Origin of the sequence: Carnobacterium sp. FSL E2-0243, assembly GCF_038003605.1 — a bacterium.
Classification (GTDB): Bacteria; Bacillota; Bacilli; order Lactobacillales; family Carnobacteriaceae; genus Carnobacterium; species Carnobacterium maltaromaticum.
Map to the genome: position 1 here is coordinate 1,991,595 of NZ_JBBOPM010000001.1, position 26,050 is coordinate 2,017,644.

28 protein-coding genes are annotated in these 26,050 nt (G+C 33.8%); 2 read left to right on the top strand and 26 right to left on the bottom strand.

Annotated features, from left to right (window positions below; all coding sequences use genetic code 11):
- Positions 1-209: 209 nt before the first annotated feature.
- The 3 genes from MHI00_RS09345 to MHI00_RS09355 form a co-directional block, all read right to left on the bottom strand.
- On the bottom strand, positions 210-1,367 hold the full coding sequence (locus MHI00_RS09345; RefSeq protein ID WP_341113055.1) for an AI-2E family transporter: 1,158 nt from the start codon (positions 1,365-1,367) through the stop codon (positions 210-212).
- Between the two features lie 186 nt (positions 1,368-1,553).
- Positions 1,554-1,895: a metal-sulfur cluster assembly factor gene (locus tag MHI00_RS09350; protein WP_010049757.1), complete on the bottom strand. Its 342-nt coding sequence runs from the start codon at positions 1,893-1,895 to the stop codon at positions 1,554-1,556.
- Between the two features lie 79 nt (positions 1,896-1,974).
- Complete coding sequence (locus MHI00_RS09355) at positions 1,975-2,727, bottom strand: prolyl oligopeptidase family serine peptidase (RefSeq protein WP_035063963.1); 753 nt, start codon at positions 2,725-2,727, stop codon at positions 1,975-1,977.
- 125 nt (positions 2,728-2,852) lie between these two features.
- Here MHI00_RS09355 and MHI00_RS09360 point away from each other — a divergent pair, with 125 nt between their 5' ends.
- Positions 2,853-3,665: a Cof-type HAD-IIB family hydrolase gene (locus MHI00_RS09360; RefSeq protein ID WP_015076227.1), complete on the top strand. Its 813-nt coding sequence runs from the start codon at positions 2,853-2,855 to the stop codon at positions 3,663-3,665.
- A 37-nt stretch (positions 3,666-3,702) separates the two neighbouring features.
- Here the strand turns inward: MHI00_RS09360 and MHI00_RS09365 are convergent, their stop codons facing one another.
- On the bottom strand, positions 3,703-4,620 hold the full coding sequence (locus MHI00_RS09365; RefSeq protein ID WP_010049671.1) for a YitT family protein: 918 nt from the start codon (positions 4,618-4,620) through the stop codon (positions 3,703-3,705).
- Positions 4,621-4,881: 261 nt separating this feature from the next.
- Here MHI00_RS09365 and MHI00_RS09370 point away from each other — a divergent pair, with 261 nt between their 5' ends.
- On the top strand, positions 4,882-5,373 hold the full coding sequence (locus MHI00_RS09370; protein WP_010049669.1) for a YajQ family cyclic di-GMP-binding protein: 492 nt from the start codon (positions 4,882-4,884) through the stop codon (positions 5,371-5,373).
- A 49-nt stretch (positions 5,374-5,422) separates the two neighbouring features.
- Here the strand turns inward: MHI00_RS09370 and MHI00_RS09375 are convergent, their stop codons facing one another.
- From MHI00_RS09375 to ftsY, 22 genes are all read right to left on the bottom strand, one after another.
- Positions 5,423-5,836 carry an OsmC family protein gene (locus MHI00_RS09375; protein ID WP_056998720.1) on the bottom strand — a complete coding sequence of 138 codons (414 nt, stop codon included), beginning with the start codon at positions 5,834-5,836 and terminating at the stop codon, positions 5,423-5,425.
- A 33-nt stretch (positions 5,837-5,869) separates the two neighbouring features.
- Positions 5,870-6,292 (bottom strand): hypothetical protein, encoded by a 423-nt coding sequence (locus tag MHI00_RS09380; RefSeq protein ID WP_201730997.1) that lies wholly within the window; start codon positions 6,290-6,292, stop codon positions 5,870-5,872.
- A 199-nt stretch (positions 6,293-6,491) separates the two neighbouring features.
- On the bottom strand, positions 6,492-6,836 hold the full coding sequence (locus MHI00_RS09385) for a hypothetical protein (RefSeq protein WP_010049662.1): 345 nt from the start codon (positions 6,834-6,836) through the stop codon (positions 6,492-6,494).
- 417 nt (positions 6,837-7,253) lie between these two features.
- Positions 7,254-8,411 (bottom strand): MFS transporter, encoded by a 1,158-nt coding sequence (locus MHI00_RS09390; RefSeq protein WP_135054882.1) that lies wholly within the window; start codon positions 8,409-8,411, stop codon positions 7,254-7,256.
- Between the two features lie 64 nt (positions 8,412-8,475).
- On the bottom strand, positions 8,476-8,889 hold the full coding sequence (locus MHI00_RS09395) for a cupin domain-containing protein (protein ID WP_341113062.1): 414 nt from the start codon (positions 8,887-8,889) through the stop codon (positions 8,476-8,478).
- A 113-nt stretch (positions 8,890-9,002) separates the two neighbouring features.
- Complete coding sequence (locus MHI00_RS09400; RefSeq protein WP_056998717.1) at positions 9,003-9,887, bottom strand: LysR family transcriptional regulator; 885 nt, start codon at positions 9,885-9,887, stop codon at positions 9,003-9,005.
- 85 nt (positions 9,888-9,972) lie between these two features.
- Complete coding sequence (locus tag MHI00_RS09405) at positions 9,973-11,025, bottom strand: NAD(P)-dependent alcohol dehydrogenase (protein ID WP_341113066.1); 1,053 nt, start codon at positions 11,023-11,025, stop codon at positions 9,973-9,975.
- A gap of 12 nt (positions 11,026-11,037) precedes the next feature.
- Positions 11,038-11,406: a MerR family transcriptional regulator gene (locus MHI00_RS09410; protein WP_287430493.1), complete on the bottom strand. Its 369-nt coding sequence runs from the start codon at positions 11,404-11,406 to the stop codon at positions 11,038-11,040.
- Between the two features lie 47 nt (positions 11,407-11,453).
- The gene (locus MHI00_RS09415; RefSeq protein ID WP_341113070.1) at positions 11,454-12,434 is read right to left on the bottom strand and encodes an aldo/keto reductase; all 981 of its coding nucleotides are present in this window, start codon (positions 12,432-12,434) and stop codon (positions 11,454-11,456) included.
- Positions 12,431-13,216, bottom strand: a complete 786-nt coding sequence (locus MHI00_RS09420) for a carboxymuconolactone decarboxylase family protein (protein WP_341113072.1) — start codon at positions 13,214-13,216, stop codon at positions 12,431-12,433. The genes MHI00_RS09415 and MHI00_RS09420 overlap by 4 nt, the downstream gene beginning before the upstream one ends.
- A gap of 153 nt (positions 13,217-13,369) precedes the next feature.
- A complete protein-coding gene (locus MHI00_RS09425) occupies positions 13,370-13,762 on the bottom strand; it encodes a MerR family transcriptional regulator (RefSeq protein ID WP_056998713.1) in 393 nt (130 codons plus the stop codon).
- Positions 13,763-14,093: 331 nt separating this feature from the next.
- Complete coding sequence (locus MHI00_RS09430) at positions 14,094-17,135, bottom strand: type I restriction endonuclease subunit R (protein WP_341113075.1); 3,042 nt, start codon at positions 17,133-17,135, stop codon at positions 14,094-14,096.
- Positions 17,122-18,438 (bottom strand): restriction endonuclease subunit S, encoded by a 1,317-nt coding sequence (locus tag MHI00_RS09435; protein WP_341113077.1) that lies wholly within the window; start codon positions 18,436-18,438, stop codon positions 17,122-17,124. Before MHI00_RS09435 ends, MHI00_RS09430 begins: the two co-directional genes overlap by 14 nt.
- Entirely contained in the window at positions 18,431-20,218 is a 1,788-nt protein-coding gene (locus MHI00_RS09440; RefSeq protein ID WP_341113079.1) for a type I restriction-modification system subunit M, read from the bottom strand. Before MHI00_RS09440 ends, MHI00_RS09435 begins: the two co-directional genes overlap by 8 nt.
- A 226-nt stretch (positions 20,219-20,444) precedes the next feature.
- Positions 20,445-20,792, bottom strand: coding sequence for a 50S ribosomal protein L19 (gene rplS, locus MHI00_RS09445; protein WP_010049632.1), 348 nt, complete (start codon positions 20,790-20,792; stop codon positions 20,445-20,447).
- A gap of 145 nt (positions 20,793-20,937) precedes the next feature.
- Positions 20,938-21,687 carry a tRNA (guanosine(37)-N1)-methyltransferase TrmD gene (gene trmD, locus MHI00_RS09450; protein WP_015076212.1) on the bottom strand — a complete coding sequence of 250 codons (750 nt, stop codon included), beginning with the start codon at positions 21,685-21,687 and terminating at the stop codon, positions 20,938-20,940.
- Positions 21,687-22,202: a ribosome maturation factor RimM gene (gene rimM, locus MHI00_RS09455; RefSeq protein ID WP_010049628.1), complete on the bottom strand. Its 516-nt coding sequence runs from the start codon at positions 22,200-22,202 to the stop codon at positions 21,687-21,689. Before rimM ends, trmD begins: the two co-directional genes overlap by 1 nt.
- Positions 22,203-22,361: 159 nt before the next feature.
- The gene (locus MHI00_RS09460) at positions 22,362-22,604 is read right to left on the bottom strand and encodes a KH domain-containing protein (RefSeq protein WP_010049626.1); all 243 of its coding nucleotides are present in this window, start codon (positions 22,602-22,604) and stop codon (positions 22,362-22,364) included.
- Between the two features lie 14 nt (positions 22,605-22,618).
- Positions 22,619-22,891, bottom strand: a complete 273-nt coding sequence (gene rpsP / locus MHI00_RS09465; RefSeq protein WP_010049618.1) for a 30S ribosomal protein S16 — start codon at positions 22,889-22,891, stop codon at positions 22,619-22,621.
- 192 nt (positions 22,892-23,083) lie between these two features.
- Positions 23,084-24,508: a signal recognition particle protein gene (gene ffh / locus MHI00_RS09470; protein ID WP_010049615.1), complete on the bottom strand. Its 1,425-nt coding sequence runs from the start codon at positions 24,506-24,508 to the stop codon at positions 23,084-23,086.
- 16 nt (positions 24,509-24,524) lie between these two features.
- Positions 24,525-24,869 carry a putative DNA-binding protein gene (locus MHI00_RS09475; RefSeq protein ID WP_010049613.1) on the bottom strand — a complete coding sequence of 115 codons (345 nt, stop codon included), beginning with the start codon at positions 24,867-24,869 and terminating at the stop codon, positions 24,525-24,527.
- A gap of 161 nt (positions 24,870-25,030) precedes the next feature.
- Positions 25,031-26,026, bottom strand: a complete 996-nt coding sequence (gene ftsY / locus MHI00_RS09480; RefSeq protein WP_010049612.1) for a signal recognition particle-docking protein FtsY — start codon at positions 26,024-26,026, stop codon at positions 25,031-25,033.
- Positions 26,027-26,050: the final 24 nt, after the last annotated feature.

Here is a 26,050-nt window from a genome sequence, read left to right on the forward strand (position 1 = left end):
TTTCTTTAGTATAATACAACTGAAGCAAAACTTGAACTGATACCCCTTTTAATTTAGGTAGAAAAATACTAAATTTTGAAATAAAATCATCAAGTTTACCATAATTTTATTATGTATTCTTTATAACTTTTCTTACTAACACAAAAGAGAACGGTAGATTTTATGTAAAAAAATGAAGAAGAAAGACAAAATGCCTTTCTTCTTCATTTTCACAGTGGAGAAATTTCTTGACCTTTTTCATCGCCTTTACTGGTTGCTTCTAACCAATTCATGACTAATATTTTGAGAATTGCGGCTACTGGAACCGATAAAAACATTCCCAATACTCCGAAATAAGCCCCACCAACTGTAATCGATAAAATAATTAAAATTGGGTTTAAATTCAGTGCCCCTCCCATAATACGAGGTCCGATGATATTACCGTCAATTTGTTGCAGGATTAGTAACGAAATGATCGTAGCTATTGCTAAGCTTAGTCCGCCAGTGAAAAAGGTAATAATCATCGTCACAATCGAAGCGAAAATGGAGCCGAAATAAGGAATCATATTACAAATACCTAATAATATTCCTAGTGTTACTGCAAATTTCACACCTAATAGGGATAAAATAATTGTTGATAGCACTCCTAAAATACACGCATCAATAAACTGACAAATGATAAATTTATAAAATATTTCATTCGTTCTTTGCACCAATGTTTTACTGCGCTTAAATGTTTTTTCTGATAAAATTTTCTTAGAAACTTGTGCAAAAAAACCAAGTAAAGAATCTTTGAAAATCAACGCATAAATTGAAATAACGAAAGCTAAGAACGTATTTAGTACACCCACAGAAATATTTTTGGCAAAAATTCCTAATGAAGCTAAAGACGCCGTACTTTGCATTAATATTTTTTCAGGCGTGTAACTAGATGTAAATGATTTAAAGAAGTCTTCTAACTTAATTAACTCAATAATGCCTTTATCTTCTAACCCAGTCGCAAACTCTAATAAAGAGCTATAAAAAGCTGGCAACAAATGGATGACATCGATAATATTTTGAATAATTAAAGGCACAAGATAATTCAGAATTAAAAAGATTAAGAAGAGACTAACAGTATATAAAATCAACACACTTATTGCTCGACTGCGCTTTTGTATAAGAGGGACATTAATTTTTTTAACAAGAATTTCTATTTTTTTCTGAGCACCATTTAATAAATAAGCTACTATAAAGCCAAATATAAAAGGTGATAAGACACCTAAAAATCGCCCTATTCCATCCATTACAATTTGAAAATTTGTTATGAATATAAAACCAAGTATAACTACAACTACGAATAAAAATCGTACAATCCAATAATTCCAATCAATTTCTATTTTTTTCATAATTTATCGGGTTCCCCACACCACTTTCTTAGTTATTTAAATAATAATAGCTCATTATACCATTTTTAACTATACGTTGCTATATGAAAGAATCATAAATCCCACCACATTAAGCAAATAAAACTTATAAAAAAGCTAGCTCACTTTTTAGACAAAGTAAGCTAGCTTTTAAAAATTCACTCATTTTTAACGAATCCCCAAAGCAATTCGTGCATATCTTGACATTCTATCAGTTGTCCACGCAGGATACCAAACAAGTTCCACTTTTGTTTCTGAAACTTCTGGTACTTCTTTTAGCGCTTGGATAATGTGCTCAGTAATCACATCTGCCAATGGGCATCCCATAGTTGTTAGGGTCATTTTAATGACACATTGTCCACCATTATATAATTCCACTTCATAGACTAGTCCTAGGTTCACAATATCAATCCCTAATTCTGGATCAATAACTTGTTCCAAAGCAGCTACGATATGTTCTTTAATTGCATTAATTTCATCTTCGGTCCAAACTGTTTCTTTATCAGTCATGTATCATACTACCTCCAGTTAAGTTCTGACATAATCATACCTTTTTTTAGATGAAAAGTAAATCTTTCTTAGCTTCTATTTAGATATGCTCAGCAAAAAAATCGGCCATTTCGACTGAAGTTAAATAGGGAACTTTATGCCCGACTCCTTCTGTTGTCGTAAAACTAACATTCTTAGCAAAATTTTCTTCTTTTATTTTTTGATAAAAATCAAAAGTTGGTTGATAAGGTACCATTGTATCACTTGTACCATGCCAAAAATGAACGGGTCGGCCTGCAATTTTTTCCGGTTGACAACTTAAATCAATGGGTTCTAATTCTTGTAATTTGGTTAAATATTTTTCAGGCACACTCAGTCCTTCTGCCCAAGATGAGCTTAGTAACCAATGTGAAAACTGAATGGGTTCAGGACTTCCCATTAAACAAACAGCGGCTTTAATCCATGGATAGCACGTCAATGCTCCACAAGTTGTAATACCTCCCATTGATAGACCCGTTACGCCAAACCGATTAGGGTCCGATAGGCCTGCTTCTACATAATAGTCTCTAATTCCAGGCAACTCTTTTAAATTATGGGTCACAATGTTCCAAAATTCACTATAAGCTTCCTCAACTAATGGCATTTCCATTCGCTCGCCATGTAAGTATGCATCTGGAAGTAATGCTCTCATTCCCCGCTTTGCTAATTCATAGCCATTTACTAAGACACTTTCTTTATAGTTGGTCCAGCCATGATAAAATACTACTGTCGGTAATTGCTCCGTCGCCTTGTCTTGTGACACTACTTCTAATAATGGATTGCCATCAATGACCACTCGTTTAATTGTAATCATTCTTTTTCCTTCTTTCCTAGTGGGTACAAATCCCCTTTTTTTTATGGTACACTATTTGTATAGCCTTAAAAATAGTGTACCATAAAAGGTTGAATTTGTAAGAAAAGAACCACTTGGAGGTATTTATGGAAAAGAAACTTATTGCAATCGATTTAGATGGCACAACTTTAAATAATGAGTCAAAAATTTCGTTAAAAACGAAGGATGTTTTTAAAAAGGTACGTGATGCTGGCCACACAGTTTCCATCGTTACAGGACGCCCCTACCGAATTAGTAAACAGTTTTACCAAGAACTAGGATTAGATTCACCAATTGTCAATTTCAATGGTGCTCTATGTCACATGCCTGCAAATAGAAATTGGGAATCTCAATATCATATGACTTTAGAACGTGATGTCGCTTTAGATATTCTAAGCTTAAAGCAACATATAGATATTCATATGATTTGTGCTGAAGTCAAAGATTCATTTTACGCAGATACTTTTTATGAACCAAATCAACATTTTTTCCCAGAAGGAAAAAATAGTTTTACAGCGTTAACTCCACAAAATTTAAAAGATAATCCAACTTCAGTTTGTTTATTTACAACTGCTGAAAACCAAAAACCGATTACAAATGAATTAATTGCTCGCTATGGTGATTCCATTGAAGTTCGAACTTGGGGTGGCAACACACCTTGTTTAGAAGTTGTTTCTGCTGGTGTTCAAAAAGCACTTGGTGTTGAGCGAATTGCCGATGTCTACGGCTTTAAACAAAAAGATATTATTGCTTTTGGTGATGAAGATAATGATTATGAAATGATTCAGTATGCTGGTCATGGAGTTGTGATGCAAAATGGGATTGAAGCGTTAAAAAACATTTCAAATGACATTACGCGTCATACAAATGATGAAGATGGCTTGGCACTTTATTTAGAGAATTACTTGAATTTAGCTTAATAAAAAACGAGACAGAAAATTCTGTCTCGTTTTTTATTTATCTATTTTCTTGACTTCTTTTTGTTTCTTCACGATGAGATTTTTGTCTATCACTATCCCAAAATTCACCAATCACGCGGTTTGTTTGCAAAATATTTACAAAAGCAAACGGATCCGTCTCTTTAACAGCTTGTTCTAAATCATATAGTTCATAGCGTGTTACCACAACCATTAAAACCGAGCTATCTGCGCCTGAAAATCCGCCTTTTGCTGGTAAAAGTGTAATCCCACGAATTAACTTTTCTTTAATCGCTGTTGTCATTTCAGCAGAGTGTTGAGTCACAATCATCGCTGTAACCTTTTGATGACTGGTGTGAATCGTATCGACTACTTTTGTTAAGACATAGATAGACAATAGCGTATATAAAGCATATTCCCAGCCATAAGCAAAACCTGCCAGTGAAATGACGATGAAATTGATACCAAACATTAAGGTACCAATAGAACGACCTGTCGTTTTAGCTAAAACCATTGAAACAATATCCATTCCACCTGTTGAAAATCCATATTTTAAAGAAAGTCCAACACCAACTCCACTAATAACTCCACCAACAATCGCATTCATAATCGGGTCATTTGTGACCTCTTGAATGGGTAAAATCATTGAAAATATAGACATTAAAGCAACTGTCAAAAAACTAAATAATGTAAAATCACGCCCGACTTTATACCAGCCTAATAAGGCAATTGGGATGTTGAAAAGCATAATTAAAAGTCCTGTACTAATTTCTATATGACTGAAATCGAATAAAAAGGAAGATAATAGCTGTGAAACTCCATTTAACCCAGCTCCATAAACACGAGCAGGAATTAAAAAATTATTTAATGCAATCGCATTAGTAATTGCCGCAAAAAATACAAAAAATATTTTTTTTGCCAATTCTGAATAAAAACTAGGCGTTTTTAATTGTGCCATTTAAGTTCCTCCTATTTATTTTATATCGGTAATGCATCGTCATTTATTATAAAAATAACCCTCTTGGATTATACGTTATAACAAGCTCTATTACAACATTCCTAGACTAAGTTTAATACAATTGTAATTGGCAGAATAGTCTCATAAAACAAACTATTTCTAAAGTAGCTGATCTTATTAAATTTAAAGAGAGTTCAGAATTTTGATAAAATGTGGTAAACTGAAATTATTAACTAAATTAAATGAAGGAGTGTTTATATTATGGCTAAAGAAGCAAGTTTTGACATTGTTTCAGAGATTAATCATGAAGAAGTCAAAAATGCCGTTGCAATTGCATTAAAAGAAATAAAAAATCGTTTTGATTTTAAAGGTTCTATTAGTGATATTAAAATAGAAAACAATCAACTTGTGCTTATTTCTGAAGATGACTATAAAATTGGACAAGTAAAAGATGTTCTAACCAGTAAATTAATTAAGCGTGGTGTTCCGACTAAAAATATCCATTACGGTGAAAGTGAAAAAGCCTTTGGCGGAAATGTTCGACAACATGCGGAGTTAATCAGCGGGATTGACAAAGAAAATGCTAAGAAAATTAATACTTTGATTAAACAATCTGGTATTAAAGTAAAAAGTACGATTCAAGATGATCAAATCCGCGTGACTGGTAAAAGCCGTGATGACTTGCAACAAGTGATCTCTTTATTAAGAGGAGCTAATTTACCTGTTGATTTACAATTCTCAAATTACAGATAAATAAAAACGTATGAACTCTTCCAAATTAATTGGAGTTCATACGTTTTTTTTAATCTAAATCCGCTACTGCGTGCATGACAACTGTCTCACTACCGGCAAGTAACTTGGAGATTGGGCATCTTAGGTCTGCAGCTTCAGCTACTTTTTGGCTTGCCTCTATCGATAGTTCATCAATCCAAACCAAAGCTTCAACATTAAAATGATAGCCAATCTCTTCAGGAATTAAATCAACATTTATTTGAACGCGACTTAAATTACTTTTCCCTTGTTCTTTCAACACTGCTTGAATCGTTGCATTCAAACACGTACTATAGGCTAATCCTAACAATTCTTCTGGATTTGATCCTTCTTCTGAACTTAAAGGACTAGAAACTTGAACAGATAAACCATTATTTTTTACATAAGCAAAACCTGTCCCACCATCTTGATTCACAACTTCAGTATGATAAATACTCTTTTCCATCTGAATGCCTCGCTCCTTCCACTACGAAATAGCCTATTTTAAAAGGGCTTCAATCTTATTGATGATTTGTTGCGCAATCCCTGATCCTGTAATTAACATTTCATAAATCGGCGTTACTTCATTTGTAGTACGAGTCAGCAATCGTAAATACACTTCTCCATCACCGGCTAAACAAATTCGGTAATAAGCTGTTTCAGCTTCATTTAATTGGTTAAATAGCTCCAACAGCTCTGCTTTTTTTTGATAGTTTGAAATCATTGCTAATTTTGAATAGACAATCTCTACATCGCTAATTCCATCTGCTGATTGAAAAGCGACATGAAATGGTAACGTTTTAGTTGGTGTTAACTGAAAACTTCCACTATAAAAAGTTTGTTTTTGCTCATCAATTGATTTAGCTAATGGAACTTGTTTCTCACGTAAAATCCCCTCGAAACTTGCTGTTATATTTGGCATTATTATTCCCTACCTCTCATAAATCTTTTTCCTCTTAATTATAAACTATTTACTGAGTAAAGAATAGATAATAAAAAAAAGCTGAAATCGATTAAGGCTCTTGTAAAGTCAGATTTTCCCTCTACTTTACAGACTATCCCTTAATCATTCAGCTTTTACTACTAGTTAACTAATTATCGATTGATTAGACTGATTTTACTTATCCAACAACCGTTTCTTCTTTTAATAGATGAACATGTTCCATCCCAGCAAACCAATCTTTAATAGTATTGCATTTTTGGATTTTATTTTTATTTTTTCCTTCAATAAAGCTAATTGCAATCACTGTTTTGTACTCTTTATGCTCAGGATATTGCCAGTCTTTACCAAAATAATTTTCTTTGATTAGCATTTGATCCGCATATTTTCCAGAATAGTTCATACAGTCACCTACAATACAATCTCCGTGTTTATTAAATTCCAAATCATAACGCTCACGTAAATCATTCTCAACAACTGCGATGCATTTGTCACTGCCATATTCTAAAAAATAATAATTTCTCATCTCATTTAGCTCCCTTTTTACTAAAACTACTATAAAAAAATAACTGAAATATTTTAACCTATTATAGCACCATCAAGATACAATAACCAGCTTTTAGATTGGATCTTTATCCTTAGATCAACAACACTATTCTTCAGTTGAAAACTATATCAATTTAACATAATACATCGATAAATGCAAGCTTATTTGAATATAATTTTTATAGCATTTAAAAAAGGGAATATGTTTTTATTTTTAAATTTTACAGCTCCTAATTTCAAAAAATTTAGGCTTGCTTAGTTGATAATATGGTCATTTCTGTAATACCAACTGATTCTGGTTGTGAAATAGCAAAAACCTTGAATATATTCGTCGTAGCCACATGCTTTTTTTGTTCATTAGAATTCGTTAATTTTTCTTAATACACTCATACTTATTCTATAAGTCCTTCATTTTTAAGTGACTCTTAATTTGAATACTAACTGCTCCTATCGCTAAAAGAAACATAATCAACCCTTCTGTGAAAAAAATGCCTGAGCTGTCTTTAAATGGAATGATCCTTTCTAGGAGTGCAATTGACATCGGCGTAAAGGCTGCCCCTAAATTAAAACCTATCAATAAAAGAGCTGTATCTCTTTCTGAATTTCCCGCTTGATTTTGATTCACTTCATTAAATAGATAAGGAACAAATGTGCGAAAAGAAAAACCGCAGAAAATAGATGCAATAGAAATCCAGATTATCGTTTGAGAATAGGCGATGATGAATAAAGAAATGCCTAAGCCTAAAAAAGAAATAGCTACTGTCCAGTTTTTGGTAAATGTGAGCGTTCGACCAAATAAAAAGCCAGCTAACATTGAACCTAAACCAACTAAGGCTAACAAGTTACTTCCATCTGTTGCTGTACCAATTCCTTTTTCTAGTAATAGCGCGGTACTTTTTATCGAAAATGACATATAAATTGTGACAACTAAAATCAATAATATAAAGTAACCATAAATTGTATTCGTTGATTTTACTTTTTTTAGCTTATTTTTTTCTTTTTCAATAATAGGAGTAACCTTCGGAACAAAGCTAGTGAAAAGTAAAAGAATAGGCAAGGCGATTAGATATGCTAAAAATGATAACCGCCAGTTCGTAATTAATAATTGACCTACAGAAAAGGTTATCAGCATTCCACCAATTCCTTCACAAGCACTTTGTAAACCAATTACTGAAGATAATTCCTGACCTTTATATAATTGAGTTGCAAAAGAAAATAATAAAGGATTTATTAAACCAATGCCCACTCCAAATAGCACCCTACTCATAAAAAGGAGCCCGAAAGAATGGACAAAAATCGGAGCTATTCCCGCTGTTAAAACCATAAATACACCTATTTGTACTGTTAATTTATAACCAATTTTCCGAGCAATTTTATGGCTGATAGGTACAGTTAAAATAATAAATAAGGACGGCATTGTCGTAATAAACTCCACTAGTGTTTTAGGGACCAGTGGATATGCCAAGGATATCGCTGGAATATTTGCTGCAATTGCGCCAGCAGACACTATAAGTAATGAAACAGACAACAAAGAAATTTTTATCAGCTTGTGCATTGAATTCTCTCCTAAAATTAATTTAGTCCACTAATCCATTATTTCTATATCTTTCATTTTTAGCTTACTTTTTTAATTGACTGTACTCTTCATCTGAAACAGGCTCTAACCATTCTGGTACTCCAGCTGTAATCGCAATATGTTCAAACCAACTATCTTTTGTTGCACCATGCCAATGCTTGATTCCATCATGTGTCACAATCACATCTCCAACTTGTAAAAACTGAGAAGCTTTTCCTGCTTCTTGATACCATCCTTCTCCTCCGGTAACTAATAAAAGTTGGAAGCCTTCGTGATGAATGTGCCAATTATTTCTACATCCAGGTTCAAAGGTTACATTGGCTACACCAACATTCACTGCTGAATCTGCAATCAAGGTTTTTAAATAACTTTGCCCAATAAAATAATTTGCGTAGGCCTCATTTTTTTCACCAATTGGAAAAATAATACCTTTTTTTACTTCTTCAAATTTTGCCATTTGTTCTTCCCCCAATTTTTAGTATATCTAAGAAAAAAGTTGTATGATTTACTATTAATAAGTAAATCATACAACTAATAATCACAACCGTCTAACGCTTAAAAAATTCTTTACTATGCTTCAAAAGCATGATGAAATCGTTGAATCAATTCTTTCACAACTGGAGATTGAATTCGATTTTTCTTCCAAACCAATACACAATTTGTTTTTATTTCAGGAAATAGTGGTACAAAAGTAAATTCAGATGCATTTCGATTTAAGGTAGCTCCTTCAATCGTTAAAGCTGATCCTACACGATTTTCGACTAAAGAAAAAATATTAAAAATCAAATTATAGGTTCCTATAATGTGTAAAGAATCAAGTGGTTTGTTTAGCCAATCTTCTAACATCGATTGAATTGCTACTCGATTTGAACAAAGAAGCGGTATGCCTTCTAAATCAACAGGTTCTATTTGATTCTTTTTAGCGAGAAAAGAATTTTTGGACACCAGTAAGCCCCATCGCTCTTCTCTAGGCAAAATAATCTTTCCAAAATCGTTTACAGTGGTAGGTTCCAATAAAATTGCCAAATCAAGAATGCCTTTTTCAAGCTTGTCGCTAATATCGTCACTTGTACCTGAAACAATATTAAACGCTACTTCAGGATAATCATGAAGTAATTCTTCCAGCATCATTGCCATAGTGTCTGAATTATCAGCCTCCACACAGCCAATCGAAAAATAGCCACCATTAATCTTATTTGCTTGGTTGCGAAATTCGCGTTCTGTGCTTTCTGCTAGAGACAAAATTTCAATTGCCCGTTCTTTTAAAAAATAGCCTTCTTCAGTTAACCTTAACTGTTTTTTTTCGCGGCTGAAAAGGGCTGTACCAAGCTCTTCTTCCAATTCTTTAATTTGGCGACTAAGCGTTGGCTGAGTAATATGCAGTACTTTAGCAGCCTTTGAAATGTTTTTTTCCTCAGCAACTGTCCAAAAATAACGAAGTAATCTTAATTCCATAGATACTCTCCTTTTTTGTATTCCTTTATAGTTTACATTAAAATACAAAAAACTGCTAAAAGAATTCATTCCAAATTACAGTTTATTAAAGTGTTTCCATATCAATAACAAATCGATATTTAACATCGCTATTTAAGACTCGTTCATAAGCTTCTGGGATTTGGTCAGCTGTAATCAACTCAATTTTAGGCAAAATATTATTTTCTGCTGCAAACTGAATCATTTCTTGTGTCATAGGAATTCCACCAACATTTGATGCTGTAATAATCGCTTGTTTCCCAAATAATTTTCCAACATGGAAACTTTGCGCTTCTGTAGCTAATCCAACATAAACCATAGCACCGTTAATTTTTAGTAAACTAATATATGCATCAACATCTAAGCTCACAGCTACTGTATTCAAAATGAAATCAAATTGACCCGCTAACTTTTCAAATGTCTCTGGATCACTTGTTAGATAATAATGATCTGCACCAAATTGCTGAGCTTCATTCTTTTTACTTTCAGAATGACCTAACACGGCTACATCCGCACCTAAAGCATGAGCAAATTGAACAGCAATGTGACCTAGACCACCCATTCCAATAATGGCGACCTTCTTACCCGGTCCAACATTCCAGTGTTTCATTGGGGAAAAAGTAGTGATCCCAGCACATAATAAAGGACTTGCTTCAGCTAAATCAAGTGTATCAGGGATTTGAATTACAAATTTATCTTTTACAACAATGTTTTGACTGTAACCACCGTATGTTTTGCTTCCATCATAATTAGTAGAATTAAAAACGACAACAACTCCTTTGGTACAAAATTGCTCTTCGCCTTGGAGACAGTAATCACACTCACCGCAAGAATCGACAAAGCAACCCACTCCTACTCGATCCCCTACTTTAAAACTTGTGACCTGATCGCCAACTGCTGATACGATTCCGGTTATTTCGTGACCTGGAACCATAGGATAAACTCCACGCCCAAAATCATTATCAACTTGATGAATATCAGAATGACAAATTCCACAATATTTTATATCTATTGCTACATCATCTGGTTTTAATGCACGACGTTCAATGAAGCCTCGTTCAAATGATGAATAATTTTTGTCTACTGCCTGGAATACTTTTGTTTGACAACTTTCACACATAAAAAAACTCCTTTAGTTATCTGATAATTTATTTGTTTCGTTGTGCTGTTTTTCAAGTTCGCAATCAATACGCAGTTTAGCTTTTTCTAATAATACGATTTGCTCTTGAAGTTGCATTTTTTGCTCTGTTAAAATCTCAATTCTTGCTTGATCCGTTGCATTATCCTGAACAACCAAAGTTGCGTAGTCAATTAAGCCTTCAATTGAAAGATTTACTTCCATCATTTGTTTAACGAAGAGAATCCATTTTAGATCCTCTTCATCAAACCAACGAATGCCAGCGTTTGTTCTTTTTATAACCGGAATTAAACCCATTCTTTCATAATAACGAATCGTATTTTCTGAAGTATTTGTTTTTTTACTTACTTCTTTAATATTCATTTTAGCTTCCTACTTTAATAAAAAGATAGTTTTATCAACTTAGCGGTTTAGTTAGCCCCAACAATCGCATGTGGAAGATAAGGTTCCTCTAAAAATTTAATTTCTTCCTCTGTTAAAACTAAATCCAACGCTGGCATTGCTTTCAATAAATGACTTTCTTTTGTAGCCCCGATAATCGGTGCCACAACTTGCTCTTTTTGAAGCAACCAAGCTAAGGTAACTTCCACGCGTTCAATTCCGCGTTTTTCAGCAATTTTTGCTACTCGTTCAACAATCAAACGATCTTGTTCCTCCGTTTTATCATATTTTGACATCGCGGTTTTATCTGTTTCAAAACGCTTAGTTGATGCACCCCAATCCCTTGTCAAACGTCCAGCTGCTAATGGGCTGTAAGGTGTCACAGCAATCTTTTGATCTGCACAAAGAGGAAGCATTTCTCTTTCTTCTTCACGATAAAGAAGATTTAAATGGTTTTGCATCGAAACAAATTTTGTCCAACCATTCTTATCCGCAACCGCTTGGGCTTTAGCAAATTGCCAAGCAGCCATCGCAGAAGCACCAATGTATCTAACTTTCCCTGATTTAACCACGTCGTGCAAAGCTTCCATTGTTTCTTCAATAGGTGTGTTGTAGTCCCAACGATGAATAATATATAAATCAACATAATCCATTCCTAAGCGTTCTAAGCTTTGATCAAGTTGATGGAAAATTTCTTTTCTTGATAATCCACCACTATTTGGTGCTTTTTTCATTGTTGAAAAAAGTTTTGTCGCAACTACAATTTCATCACGATTCGCATACTCATTTAAAGCTTTACCGAGGATGCGCTCACTTGCTCCATAAGAATAAATATTGGCTGTATCAAAAAAATTAATCCCTAAATCTAACGCTTTTTTAATTACAACTTTACTTTCTTCTTCTTCTAAAACCCATTCATGAAAACCACTATTTGGGTCTCCAAATCCCATTGCTCCAAGACATAATTGTGAAACGTCCATTCCAGTGTTGCCAAATTTTACATACTTCATTTTACATTCTCCATTTCTGATAGTTTATTTTTTTCTGGTAAAATTTCATTGATACAAGTTAATGCGGTTAAGGTTCTGGGATAACCAATAAAAGGTAACAAAATCGTGATAGTTTCAATCAAACGTTCTTTTTTATTGCCTATCCGATCATTATTGCGAATGTGCCCTTTTAATTGCACATCTGCGCCGCCCATTGAAGCCAGCATAGCAACTATTAGAAGTTCACGTTCTTGAGCGGTTAAGCCTTCTCGTGTAAAGTAGTCACCAAAACAATTATCTGCTAAAAATGTTGCTAAATGCTTCTGATTTGACGGCATTGTTTCTAACATTTTATCCACTGCATCATCTGCAACTTGCCTGACAACTTCCAAGCCTTTTTGATAGCGATTTTCGACTGTTGTGGTGCCTTTTTTCTCTAGAGGAAGCTTAATTCCCCTCTCTAGTAGAACTTCATTTGTAGCATGTAAAAAATCAAAAACTTTACCTAGTCCTGCATAGGGTACAGCTTGATAAACAATTTCTTTGATTTCTACTGGAGAAACACCCACATTAAGTGCACCGACCATCATTGCTTTGTACTCATTGACCGACTGCATCGCAATTAATGAAGCCAAAGTGAGTTTCATTCGTAACTTCACATCGATTGTTGAATACTGAAGAACTTCATCGAAAGTAAAGTTATCAAACAGTTCAATAAATTCTGGATCGGTTTCGACTAGAACGGACTGGTGATTTGGAAAAAGTTCATCGTGGTTCTTTTGTGCAGTTTTACTAATAGCCATATTCACCCTCCTTTTCTGATCTACAAATATAGTCTATCTCTTGGAGTGCACTCCAAGTCAAGCGCTTTCTTTTAAAAAATAAAAAAATCTTCAAAAATAGTTGGTTTAATCTAGATTTTTCTGATTAAACCAACTATTTAGAAGTTTTTATTTTTATTTATTTTCATTAAAGCTACGTAATGAATTTTCTGTGACTAACATATGCTCATCATAATTTTCTAATTTAAATTCCAAGCGATCAATTGCACCATTAAGAGCTTCTGCTTTTTCTTTTAATTCTGAAATTTGATTGGCAATAATTTCTTTTCTCGCTGGGACTGTTTCATTTCCTATTTGGAACAAGGTTAGATACTCAACTAATGATTCAATCGAAAGTCCAGCATTTCTCATTTGTCGACTAAATGTAATCCAACGCAAATCTTCTTCATCAAATTCGCGAATGCCATTTGCAGCTCTTTTAACTGGAGGGATTAACCCGATTCGCTCATAATACCTGATTGTATCTGCTGAAACACCACTTAATTCACTAATTTTTTTAATATTCATTGGTTGTTCCTCCTTTGTATAAAAAGCTCGTAGAATGAATAAGGGAATGATTGTATCGCCTTCACTCTTCTATTATAGAGGATAATTCGTCTATTTTACAAATTTTTTATTGGCTAGGAGTTGCAAGTACTAAGAGGAGTAAACATAAATTCCTTAAAACTTCTTTTTTATAAATCAAAAAAATCTCAAAAATATTTTTTTCTCTAAACATAAACCTCTTGAATATTCAAAAAGTTCCCAACTTTCCTTACAGACGAGCTTCTTTACTCGCTAAATTTCAGATTTTTTAGCTTTATGACCTTAATAAGATTTCAATACTTACCATTGTACATTATTTATTTCTCAACATCTTATACAAGTCTTTTGCAATAAGCGTATACACTAATTTGAAATAAGAATCATCTTTACTAAAGAGTTTTTCATACGCTTGTTGACCTTTCTGATATTCATTCATCACCTTAGCTTCAAATATGTCTTTGAATAATGTTTTTTCAAACATCTGTGCATCATTATTTTTTGCCATATTTATTAGTTTTTTATCTGGTTCATCAACAAATGAACGATACAATTCTTCCAATAAGACCTTGTCTTTTTCTGTAAAGTCATTTAGAAAACGTTCATTAACTTTAAAAATAATGTCTTTTAAAAAATCGCGGTCATCTAATGGCTTTATTCCAGCATTTATTTGTTTAGGATTTGTAAACATGCCATAATCAGGATCTTCTGAAACCAAGAAAATTTCACCTTCAAAATCTTTTTGAATTTTATAATATTCCATACTAATTTTATCTTTGATGTCAATTTTTTCTTGTTGTTCTCTAGGAATAAACTTCAATAGATAATTAGTAAAAATACTTTCTTCTAACAACTCCATATCAAAAGTACGGTCAATTTGAGAAATATAATTATACCACTTACCAAAGTTGCGAAGACTGACTCTAAATTCATACTTTAGTGCATCGGATAATTCTTCATAACGTTGTAGAATCGGTTTAAACTGGCTGGATATTTTACCTAACAAGCGCTCATCTTGCTTTTTTTGTGCTTGTTTCACTAACTTAATCACACTATCTATGTCAATTTGATTATATACATTATACTTTCTCAATTTTGCCTGTGTATCATAAATCAAGTTAATATTGATTTCTTCATTTAATCGTGTTTCTTCATAGAATGGTTGAAAAGCTTCTTGTATTTCTTCATTAGTATTTACAAAATCCAAAATGAATGTATCCTTTTTTCCTGGTATAGTTCGGTTCAGTCTAGACAAAGTTTGAACTGCTTTTACTCCTCGTAACTTTTTATCTACAAACATTGTCTGAAGTAATGGTTCATCAAATCCTGTTTGATATTTTTCTGCAACAATGAGAATATTAAACTCTTCTGAATGGAAAGCCTTTTTCAATTGACTTTCTTTAATCTGTTCGCCTATTTTATTACGATTAAGCGATGTTTCTGTATACTCATTTTCATCATCAGTTACTTTTCCTGAAAATGCGACTAAAACATTTAAATTTTTATAACCTTTTTCTCGAATATAATCTTTAAATTCTCGCATATATCTAACAGCATGTAAACGAGATGAAGTCACCACCATCGCTTTTCCACGACCACCTATCGCTTTCTTTGACACTTCTCTAAACTGTTCTACCATAATCTCTGTTTTTTGGCGTAAGACCCAAGGATGAAAAGCTTGATATCTTGCAATAGCTCTTACAGCCTCTGTTGTTGGTAATTTTGGATTTTCTTCAATCTCTTTTGCTAAACGATAAGAAGTTTTATAAGTCATATAATTTTTTAATACATCAAGAATAAATCCTTCTTCGATAGCTTGACGCATGCTATATACATTAAAGGGAGTTTTTGTTCCGTCTTCTTGAAGCGTTCCAAACATATCAATCGTTTTCTCTTTTGGTGTCGCTGTAAAAGCAAAGAAACTTAAATTACTATGTTTTCCTTGAGAAATTAGTGTTTTTACTAACTCATCTTGTCCATCCAATTCTTGATTTTCAATCTCTGTCTCAATTTCTTGGTACTCTTGTAGAGTAGCTTGTTTATCTGCCAATGCGGTTTTTAACTTTTGAGCACTGTTGCCTGTTTGTGAAGAATGGGCCTCATCAACAATGATTGCAAAACACCTTCCTACAACCTCATCTACTTCCTTGTAAATTACAGGAAATTTTTGTAATGTCGTAATGATTATTTTCTTTCCATCGTTAATCGCCATCTTTAAATCCTCTGACGATTTTTTATCATCAATTGTTTCCACTTGACCACCAGTATGTTCAAAGCTCATGATAGTATCTTGCAATTGTCGATCAAGAACAGTTCGATCCGTGACAATGATAATTGAAGAAAAAATTGGATAGTTATTTTTATCATGTATTGAAGCTAGATGATAGGCCAACCAAGCAATACTGTTTGATTTACCAGACCCAGCACTATGTTGTACTAGGTAGTTTTCACCGCTACCATTACTTTTTACATCGCTAACTAGTTTGCGAACAACATCTAGTTGATGAAAACGAGGAAAAATTAACGTTTTCTTTGTAATTTCTTGTTCACCATTTTTTTCCTTCTTTATTTCTAAGTTCATAAACTTTTGAATGATATCCATTAAACTATCGGTTGTCAAAACTTGTTCCCACAAATATGAGGTTGGATATCCTTCATTATTCTCAGGGTTTCCTGCTCCTCCAACATTACCAGGTCCATTTGACCCTTGATTAAATGGTAAGAAGTAGGTCTTGTTCCCAGCTAGTTTAGTAGTCATATATACATCAAAATGATCCACAGCAAAATAAACCAAAAAGCGTTTATTAAATCCGAAAACCATTTCTTTAGGATTACGATTTTTTTGAAATTGAATTTTAGCATTTTCAACTGATTGTCCAGTATATTGATTTTTTAATTCTAAAGCAACCAAAGGGATACCATTTACTGACAAAACCATATCAATAGTATTCTGATTATTTGAACTATAAGCAAATTGACGAATACAGGCAAAATGATTAGCTTCATATTGTTGTTGAGTTAATTCATTTAGGCCAGATACAGGCTTAAAATAGATTACTTTTAAAGTAACACCACGATCTTTGATACCATTTTTCAATACGTGAAGCAACCCGTGCGTACTTACTTCTTCGTTAAAACGTTTTAAAAATTTCTCTCGAGACTTCTCTCGATAAATCTTTTGATACCTAGTCCATTGTTTTTGTTGAGTTGTCTCAACAAATGAGAGCAACTGATCTAAATCAAGACCAATAGTAGTATCATAATTTGATTGAAGAAATGATAATTTTTGCCAACCACTATCATTAGTTAAACTGGTTTCAATATCCTGCTCAAAACGTCTCTCTTTATTTTCTATCAACAAACTCCCCTCCTAAAACTTCTTTTTTTCCAGTGATATATTCATAAATCAATGTTTTTTTATAACATAGATATTCTTTTATAATCTGCTCTTTATTAGCAATCAATTCCTCCACTATCTGGATTTTAGTATCAAGTAACTTTATAATTTTTTTCTGATCAGCTGCATCTGGTAATGGAAAAGAAAAATTCTGAAATTGACCTTGGTACAGATGTTTTATAGTACTAGAACCGATATCATTAGAACCATACCATCTCCAAAAGACATCAGAAATTAACACATAATATATATATTTTTTTTTAACGACATTATTCTTTCGTTCTCGCATTAACATTACCCCACTATTTAACGAAACATTCTCTGGAGTATTTTTTGAAATAGCTACCTTACCAATAGTTCCGTCTTTTGTAATTAATAAATCATTATCTCGAACATGAATTTCTGGAGCTTCATTATATCTTTCCTCACTAATCCTAACCGTGGTAGCCCAGTTAATTTTGCCACTATTAAAATCCGTCCCTGTAATTAAATGTGCTCCTTCTGTTTGATATTCCTTAGATGTGAGTCCCTGCCAGCCTATTCTGCCTCTTAAAAAAAATAAGTTTTTCACCCTTGCTTTGGTCCAATGTTTAGGTATACAACCTATCCATTCAATCTCACTATCTTTCATTTCAACATCTTTATCTAATCCCTTTATTACTGTCTCTGTAATTAAAGATTGTTTGTATTTTTTCAGCTCAATGATGGATTCCTTAGTTTCAGATATAATCCTATCCACTGATTCCATTTTCAGCTTCAGCTCTTTAACAATCTTCTTTTGCATTTCCAGACTTGGAAAACTAAAAGGTAAGTTAAGAAAATCATCACTTTTAATAGTATTCCTTAAAGATTTTGTAATTGGGACAATAATCTTATCATTATCTAATAATAAGAGATAATGATACACAAATTCTGTATCAAAACTATTAATGATTTTAAATTGTGTGTACGCTGGGCTAATTAATCCGTCATCTCTTGCTATACCAACACACCTTGGGGTTACATCAATATCAAATAAGCATTCAATTATATTTCCAGATTTTATTTCTTGATACCCATCAAAAGTTGTCGGCATCTTACCTTTTGGATTAGCTATATCTCTAACAATAACACCATTCATAGTGAGTGATAATATTCGCTGTCCTTCATGCTTATTAACTATATTTTTTTCTTTTCTAAGACATGTTTTCAATCTTCGCATTTCCCATTTTTCAGGTATCTCCCCTATCCACTCAACACCTGAATCTTTCATTCTTCTAGTCAACGTTAGACACACCCTTCCCTGATAGGATCTCGAAGTTTGATACAATTGATTCTTCAAGATTTTGGATACGTTCAGCAATGACTTCTGACGGTTCTGGCGCAGTATATTTATAAAATAAACGAGTAAATGGGATTTCATATCCGACCTTGTCTTTTTTACGATCTATCCATGCATCTGGATTAAATGGGATAACCTCACGTTCAAAATAACTTTTTATATCTTCTTTTAATGGAATATCTTCTGTATCACGTAATTTTGTATCAGCAACAGGTTTCCCTTTATTTAGAACGAACGTTCCATCGTCATTTCTTTGAGGACTTTCAACAGTAATCTTTGTAAAACCAAACTCGTCATTGTCAAAGACCTTTGATTCAACTATTCGTTCTTCCTGCTGATATACTTTTCTAGAAAATTCTCCATAGGCCTGAATAATTAAATTTCGACATTTTTCTGTAATATCTACTTTCTTTTCACCAATATTTTTACGCCTTTTTTCAAAACATTTTGATGCATCAATTAATTGAACTTTTCCTTGACGTTCAGCTGATTTATTTTTTGTAATCAACCAGACATAAGTTGAAATACCAGTATTATAAAATAACCCTGAAGGCAATTGGACAATTGCTTCTAACCAATCATTCTCAATAACATATTGGCGAATCGCACTTTCTCCTCCACCAGCATTGCCAGAAAACAAAGCGGAGCCATTATGGACAATTGCCATTCGTCCTGTCTCTTTCAGCTTAGAAATACCATTCAACTGAAATAATAATTGTCCATCACTAATTTTTGGAAGCCCTATACCAAATCGACCATTCTCCCCATGTTTATGCTCCGCATCTACAGCTTTTTTATCCTTCTTCCAATCAATTCCAAATGGCGGATTAGAAATACAATAATCAAAAGTAAAATCTGTAAACTGATCATTTGATAGCGTGCTTCCCAACTTCATTTGATCAGCATCCCCACCACGAATCATTGTGTCAGCCTTCGCAATTGCATATGTTTCTGGATTAAGCTCTTGTCCAAATGTTTTTACATCTGCATCCTTATTAAAATATTGAATACGTTCCATCATTGCTGACAGCATTTGAGATGTTCCCATTGTTTGGTCGTATACTGTTTTTACTACGTCTTTTCCTGCTAACGTATCCCGATCTTCAGCCAATAGTAAATCGGTCATCAGGTAGATAATATCTCTACTTGTAAAGTGAGCGCCAGCTTCTTCATTATAACTTTCTGAAAATTTACGAACCAATTCCTCAAAAATATAGCCCATATCAGTACTAGTAACTCTATCTGGGCCTAAATAAGAGTCTTTCTTATTAAATTCTTGGATAACATAGAATAGCGCATCATTATCTGCCATATTAGTAATCTCAACATCAAATTTGAAGTTTGATAAAATATCCTGCATATTGTTTGAGAAACCATTTAAATACGCTCTGAAATTTTCTTCAATATTATCAGGATCTGATAGTAATGTTTCAAATGTATAAAGATTGGTATTATAAAAAGAATAGCCTGATGCTTGTTCTAAGAAACGAGTCCGCATTGTATCATTCATATCTTTTGTTTTTATGGAAGCTTCTAGCACTGCTTCTTTAGTAGGTAATAGTGTATCATGTAGTCTTTTTATTACCGTCATTGGTAAAATTACTTTTCCATATTCATGAGGCTTGTATAAACCTCGTAATATATCTGCAACATTCCATATTAAATTAGCCTGTTTTTGTACATTAATAGTTGTTTGCTCGTATCTATGCTGTTCGTTAATCATTAATCAATCATTCCTTTTGTTTTTTAATTGTTCAACCATTTAATCTATTATATCATGAAGATTGTTAGTTTAACTATATTCTCAGTAAATGAAGTGATAATTTTTTCAATATAAGAAATAAATTCTATTAAATTATATTTCAGATCAAAACATACTTGGCTTCATTTTTGTATATAGCCAATTAAACAAAAAAACCCTTGAATAATCAAGGGTTCCTAAGCTTATCTTAACGACGAGCTTCTTTAATACGAGCTGCTTTACCATGTAGAGCACGTAAGTAGTACAATTTAGCACGACGAACTTTACCAAAGCGAACAACTTCAATTTGTGCAACACGTGGAGTGTGGATTGGGAACGTACGTTCAACACCAACACCGCCTGATAATTTACGAACAGTATAAGTTTCGCTGATTCCAGCTCCACGGCGTTTGATTACAACACCTTCGAAAAGTTGGATACGCTCTCTAGTACCTTCGACTACGCGTGCGTGAACACGAACTGTATCTCCTGGGCGGAAAGCCGGGATATCAGAACGTAATTGTTCATTTGTGATTGATTCCATTAATTGACTCATGTTTTTTTCTCCTTCCAACAAACATTCATATACCTCCATTCGGGCATAGCGGAATATCGTTAATCGAGTAGATTTTCTCTACTCACCTAAAATAGTTTAACATATCTCAAAATGACTGTAAAGGTCTTTTCCTTGATATCTGACATTATTCTTCAGAATCATCTTCCTCGGCTTGAATTTCTTTCAACCAATTCTTCTGTTCCTTAGATAATTCAACTTCTTCTAACATATCTGGACGTCGTTGATACGTGCGACGTAAAGACTCTTTTTCCTGCCACTCACGAATTAATTTGTGGTTTCCATTGGTTAAGACATGCGGAACTTCCATGCCTCTAAATTCAGCAGGTCTAGTGTACTGTGGGTGCTCCAGGAGCCCTGTTGAATGTGAATCTGTCATAGCAGAGGACTGATTGCCTAAAACGTCTGGTAATAGCCGTACAGTTGCATCCACAATCACCATCGCCCCTAATTCTCCACCTGTTAGGACATAATCGCCTAGCGAAATTTCATCTGTGACTAATTCACGAATACGTTCATCGTATCCTTCATAATGCCCACAAATAAAAATTAAATGCTCTTCTTCAGCTAACTCTTCTGCAACTGATTGAGTAAAAGGAACACCTGCTGGATCTAAAAGAATAACGCGTTTTTTAGTCTCAGGTACCTCAGCTTCAATCGCTTCAACAGCTCCAAAAATCGGTTGAGCCATCAATAACATTCCTGCACCACCACCATAAGGATAATCATCCACATTTTGATGACGATGAGTCGAAAATTCTCGGAAATTTATTGCGTTGAACTCTAGCAATTTTTTTTCAATGGCTTTCCCAATAATCGATTCCTTCATTGGCCCATCAAACATGCGCGGAAATAAAGTTAGCACATCAATTCTCATTAGTCTAACAATCCTTCCATAATATGAATTGTGACTACCCCTTCAGCGATATCGACTTTTTTCACCACTTCTTCAATGTACGGAATCAATAAATCTTTTTGTTGAACACGCTGAATCACCCAGACATCATTTGCTCCTGGTGATAAGACTTCTTTGATTTTACCAATCTCTTCGCCTTCTTCATCAATCACCTTTAAGCCAATGATTTCATGCAAGTAAAATTCATTCTCAGGCAAATCATGCATTTGATCTGAAGTAATTTGCAACATTCCATCACGGTATTTTTCAACATCATTGATTGACGGATGATCTTTAAAACTTAGAATATCAAAATTTTTGTGCTTACGATGACTCGCTACAACTAATTCTATTAAAGGTTTTCCCTCTTGTTCTAAAAGTAACGTATTCCCTTTTTTATAACGTTCATCTGGAAAATCAGTTCGAGAAATGACACGCACTTCTCCTTTTAATCCTTGTGTATTTACAATTTTACCTACATTAAATAATTCAGCCACAATATCCCTCATTTATTATTATTTTGTCGTCATTATTGTACCATAAAATCAAGATAAACTCTGCCTAAATACTGAAATTCATCTTAAATAAAGCAATTCTAAGGTAAATAAAAAAACCATCTCTAAGTTAGAAATGGTTTTCTTCGTTATTAAATGGGATTAACCATCGACAATTGATAAACGTACACGCTTTGGTCCTTTGACCCTCACGCTGTACACAATCGTACGAATTGCTTTTGCTACGCGACCTTGTTTCCCAATTACCCGTCCAATATCATCAGGATGAACCGACAATTGATAGTCAAGATACTCGTTAGTTTCCTCAATTACAATTCCCAATTCATCAGGATGAGTAACAAGAGGACGAACAATGGTAAGAATTAATTCTTTAACGTCAGCCATAGAAAACATCCTTTTTATTTAACGTTTTTTGAATCATGGAATTTTTTCATAATGCCTTCTTTTGAAAGGATATTACGAACTGTATCAGAAGGTTGTGCACCATTAGCTAACCAGCCAAGTACTTTTTCTTCTTCCACTTTTACTGCAGCTGGTTGTACAACTGGATTGTAAGTTCCAACTACTTCGATATAACGTCCATCACGAGGAGAACGTGAATCTGCAACTACCATACGGTAAAATGGATTCTTTTTAGAGCCCATACGTTTTAAACGGATTTTTACTGCCATGTTTATTTACACCTCCAATTACTTATCTCACAATTACATATATTACCAGTAAATTGCCCCCCTGTAAAGTGTTTTTTCTTTACAGGGCATTTTTTTTTATTTACAGAACCAAAAACATTGATTTAACTGGATTTATGGCTCTATTTTTTCATAAATTTTTTTCGTTCATTTTAAAAAAAATACGCTTATTGTCTATTTTTTCTTTTTATTTTTCTTTCTTAATTTCTTTTTATTTTTGCGAACCATAGAATTCATCGCCATTTTACCTAATTTTCCACCTACGCCACTACCAAACATACCGTCCATGCCGTTAAAGTTTCCTTTTGACATCTGACTCATCATTTTTTTAGACTCATTAAATTGCTTGATCATGCGGTTGACTTCAGCAATTGGACGACCTGAACCACGAGCAATTCGACGACGGCGACTTTGTGACAATAAATCTGGATTTTCACGTTCTTGAGGTGTCATTGATAACACAATCGCCTTCATACGAGCCGTATCTTTAGGGTCAATTTGCATTTTGTCAAGACCAGGTACATTGTTCATGCCTGGAATCATTTTTAAAATATCTTCAATTGGTCCCATGTTATTTAGCTGATCCATTTGCTCAATAAAATCATTGAAATCAAAGCTATTATCTTGCATTTTTTGGGTCATTTCTTCAGCTTTTTTCTCATCAAAATCTTGTTGTGCTTTTTCAATCAGTGTTAGCATGTCTCCCATACCTAAAATACGGCTAGCCATACGATCTGGATAGAAAGGTTCTAAGTCTTCTAATTTTTCACCTTGACCTGTAAATTTGATTGGTTTACCAGTTACAGAACGAATTGAAAGTGCAGCTCCACCACGGGTATCTCCATCTAATTTCGTTAAAATGACCCCAGTAATATCTAGTTGTTCATTAAAGGATTCCGCAACGTTAACTGCATCTTGTCCAGTCATTGCATCGACAACTAAGAAGATTTCTGTTGGGTTGGTCACAGCTTTAATATCTGTTAACTCGGTCATCAGGGTTTCATCAATATGCAAACGACCTGCCGTATCGATGATTACAAAATCTAAATGCTCTTCTTTCGCTTTTTCAATTCCCATTTTTGCAATTTCAACTGGGCTAACTTGATCTCCCATTGAAAAAACAGGAATATCTAATTGCTCCCCTAAGGTTTCCAATTGTTGAATCGCTGCTGGACGGTAAATATCGGCTGCTACAAGCAACGGACGGCGATTTTGCTTCTTACGTAAGAAGTTCGCTAACTTACCTGCAGTCGTCGTTTTACCTGCCCCTTGTAAACCTACCATCATAATAACAGTTGGTGATTTCGGTGCAGATTGAATGGTGGATTGTTCCCCACCCATTAAGGCTGTCAATTCTTCATCGACAATTTTGACAATTTGTTGTGCTGGCGATAAACTTTCTAAAACTTCTGAACCGATTGCTCGATCACTTACTGTTTTAACAAATTCTTTAACAACTTTAAAGTTTACATCGGCTTCTAGTAATGCAAGGCGAACCTCGCGCATCATTTCTTTAACATCAGCTTCAGAGATTTTACCTTTACGGCGCATCTTATTCATTGCTGCTTGGAGACGTTCTGATAATCCTTCAAATGCCATTTATTTTCACCGTTCCTTATTCATTATCTTTTTCTGTTTGTAAGGCTTCAATCAACTTAATTAAGGTTTGATCCAATGGATAGTTTTCCTTGACATAGTTCGTCAATTCTTCAATAACTGCTTCACTTTCGACAAAGTTTGCAACATTATGCAGTTTACGCTCATATTCTTTAAGGATATGCTCAGTCCGTTTAATGTTGTCATAAACAGCTTGTCGACTGACACCAAACTCTTCCGCAATCTCGCCTAGTGAAAAATCATCTGCGTAATACAGTTGCATATAATTTTGTTGCTTTTCGGTCAGTAAGGATTCATAAAATTCAAACAAAGCATTCATTTGATTTGTTTTTTCTAATTCCATTTAAACCCCTTCTTTCATCTTTGACATCTGTCAAGTGATTTCTGTTTACACACTTGTTTAGCGTACCTATTTTTCACCCTATAGTCAATAGATAATTCCTATAAAAGCAAAAAAATATGAATTAAAGAAGCCTATCTTATTAAAAGATAGACTCCAATTCATTAATTTTCTTTGTTAATCAATTGACTAAATAATCCAAAGACGTATTCATTAGGATCAAAGACTTGTAAATCATCCATTCCTTCGCCTAATCCTACATATTTAACAGGGATATTTAACTCGTTCCGGATGGCCAACACAATTCCACCTTTGGCTGTTCCGTCAAGTTTGGTTAACACTAGCCCGGTTACATCTGTTGTTTCTTTAAATTGCTTCGCTTGCAACATAGCATTTTGCCCAGTCGTTGCATCTAGTACTAATAATACTTCAAGCGGAGTATCTGGCAATTCACGATCAATGACACGTTTCATTTTTTCTAATTCATTCATTAAATTAACTTTATTTTGTAAACGCCCAGCTGTATCAACCATTAAAATATCGGCTTGTTGATTTTTGGCTTGCTTAACTGCATCAAATACAACTGCTGCTGGATCTCCACCTGCCGGCCCACTAACAACCTCGACATTGACGCGCTCGCCCCAAACTTTTAGCTGATCAATCGCACCCGCTCTAAAAGTATCTCCTGCTGCTAGTAACACTTTTTTACCAGCAACTTGATATTGATGAGCCATTTTACCAATCGTTGTAGTTTTCCCAACACCATTCACTCCAACAAACAAAATAACCGTTAACCCAGTTGGATTTAATTTAATTTCAGGAATTTCTGTATCGCCACGTTCATATAGTTCAACTAATTTTTCAATAATCGCTTCTTGGACTTCATTTTGATTCTTAGCATTACGCAATTTTACTTCTTGTCGTAAAGCGTCGGTAATCTCCATTGTTGTTTCAAATCCAACATCTGATCCAATTAAAACTTCTTCTAATTCATCAAAGAAATCCTCATCTACTGTTCTAAAATTAGCAAAAAGCTCATTCATGCGTTCAGAAAATGATTTACGCGTTTTTTCTAACCCTTTTTCATATTTTTCAGTGACTTCTGTTTTTTCAACTTCTTCACCTGTAAATGCTTTTTTTATCTTATCAAAAAATCCCATAGTCTACCTTCTTTCTCAGACAAT

Excerpts from the sequence above, each read along its gene's own strand:
- MHI00_RS09345 (WP_341113055.1), bottom strand. The coding sequence starts at position 1,367 with ATGAAAAAAATAGAAATTGATTGGAATTATTGGATTGTACGATTTTTA.
- MHI00_RS09350 (WP_010049757.1), bottom strand. The coding sequence starts at position 1,895 with ATGACTGATAAAGAAACAGTTTGGACCGAAGATGAAATTAATGCAATT.
- MHI00_RS09355 (WP_035063963.1), bottom strand. The coding sequence starts at position 2,727 with ATGATTACAATTAAACGAGTGGTCATTGATGGCAATCCATTATTAGAA.
- MHI00_RS09360 (WP_015076227.1), top strand. The coding sequence starts at position 2,853 with ATGGAAAAGAAACTTATTGCAATCGATTTAGATGGCACAACTTTAAAT.
- MHI00_RS09365 (WP_010049671.1), bottom strand. The coding sequence starts at position 4,620 with ATGGCACAATTAAAAACGCCTAGTTTTTATTCAGAATTGGCAAAAAAA.
- MHI00_RS09370 (WP_010049669.1), top strand. The coding sequence starts at position 4,882 with ATGGCTAAAGAAGCAAGTTTTGACATTGTTTCAGAGATTAATCATGAA.
- MHI00_RS09375 (WP_056998720.1), bottom strand. The coding sequence starts at position 5,836 with ATGGAAAAGAGTATTTATCATACTGAAGTTGTGAATCAAGATGGTGGG.
- MHI00_RS09380 (WP_201730997.1), bottom strand. The coding sequence starts at position 6,292 with ATGCCAAATATAACAGCAAGTTTCGAGGGGATTTTACGTGAGAAACAA.
- MHI00_RS09385 (WP_010049662.1), bottom strand. The coding sequence starts at position 6,836 with ATGAGAAATTATTATTTTTTAGAATATGGCAGTGACAAATGCATCGCA.
- MHI00_RS09390 (WP_135054882.1), bottom strand. The coding sequence starts at position 8,411 with ATGCACAAGCTGATAAAAATTTCTTTGTTGTCTGTTTCATTACTTATA.
- MHI00_RS09395 (WP_341113062.1), bottom strand. The coding sequence starts at position 8,889 with ATGGCAAAATTTGAAGAAGTAAAAAAAGGTATTATTTTTCCAATTGGT.
- MHI00_RS09400 (WP_056998717.1), bottom strand. The coding sequence starts at position 9,887 with ATGGAATTAAGATTACTTCGTTATTTTTGGACAGTTGCTGAGGAAAAA.
- MHI00_RS09405 (WP_341113066.1), bottom strand. The coding sequence starts at position 11,025 with ATGTGTGAAAGTTGTCAAACAAAAGTATTCCAGGCAGTAGACAAAAAT.
- MHI00_RS09410 (WP_287430493.1), bottom strand. The coding sequence starts at position 11,406 with ATGAATATTAAAGAAGTAAGTAAAAAAACAAATACTTCAGAAAATACG.
- MHI00_RS09415 (WP_341113070.1), bottom strand. The coding sequence starts at position 12,434 with ATGAAGTATGTAAAATTTGGCAACACTGGAATGGACGTTTCACAATTA.
- MHI00_RS09420 (WP_341113072.1), bottom strand. The coding sequence starts at position 13,216 with ATGGCTATTAGTAAAACTGCACAAAAGAACCACGATGAACTTTTTCCA.
- MHI00_RS09425 (WP_056998713.1), bottom strand. The coding sequence starts at position 13,762 with ATGAATATTAAAAAAATTAGTGAATTAAGTGGTGTTTCAGCAGATACA.
- MHI00_RS09440 (WP_341113079.1), bottom strand. The coding sequence starts at position 20,218 with ATGATTAACGAACAGCATAGATACGAGCAAACAACTATTAATGTACAA.
- rplS (WP_010049632.1), bottom strand. The coding sequence starts at position 20,792 with ATGAGTCAATTAATGGAATCAATCACAAATGAACAATTACGTTCTGAT.
- trmD (WP_015076212.1), bottom strand. The coding sequence starts at position 21,687 with ATGAGAATTGATGTGCTAACTTTATTTCCGCGCATGTTTGATGGGCCA.
- MHI00_RS09460 (WP_010049626.1), bottom strand. The coding sequence starts at position 22,604 with ATGGCTGACGTTAAAGAATTAATTCTTACCATTGTTCGTCCTCTTGTT.
- rpsP (WP_010049618.1), bottom strand. The coding sequence starts at position 22,891 with ATGGCAGTAAAAATCCGTTTAAAACGTATGGGCTCTAAAAAGAATCCA.
- ffh (WP_010049615.1), bottom strand. The coding sequence starts at position 24,508 with ATGGCATTTGAAGGATTATCAGAACGTCTCCAAGCAGCAATGAATAAG.
- MHI00_RS09475 (WP_010049613.1), bottom strand. The coding sequence starts at position 24,869 with ATGGAATTAGAAAAAACAAATCAAATGAATGCTTTGTTTGAATTTTAT.
- ftsY (WP_010049612.1), bottom strand. The coding sequence starts at position 26,026 with ATGGGATTTTTTGATAAGATAAAAAAAGCATTTACAGGTGAAGAAGTT.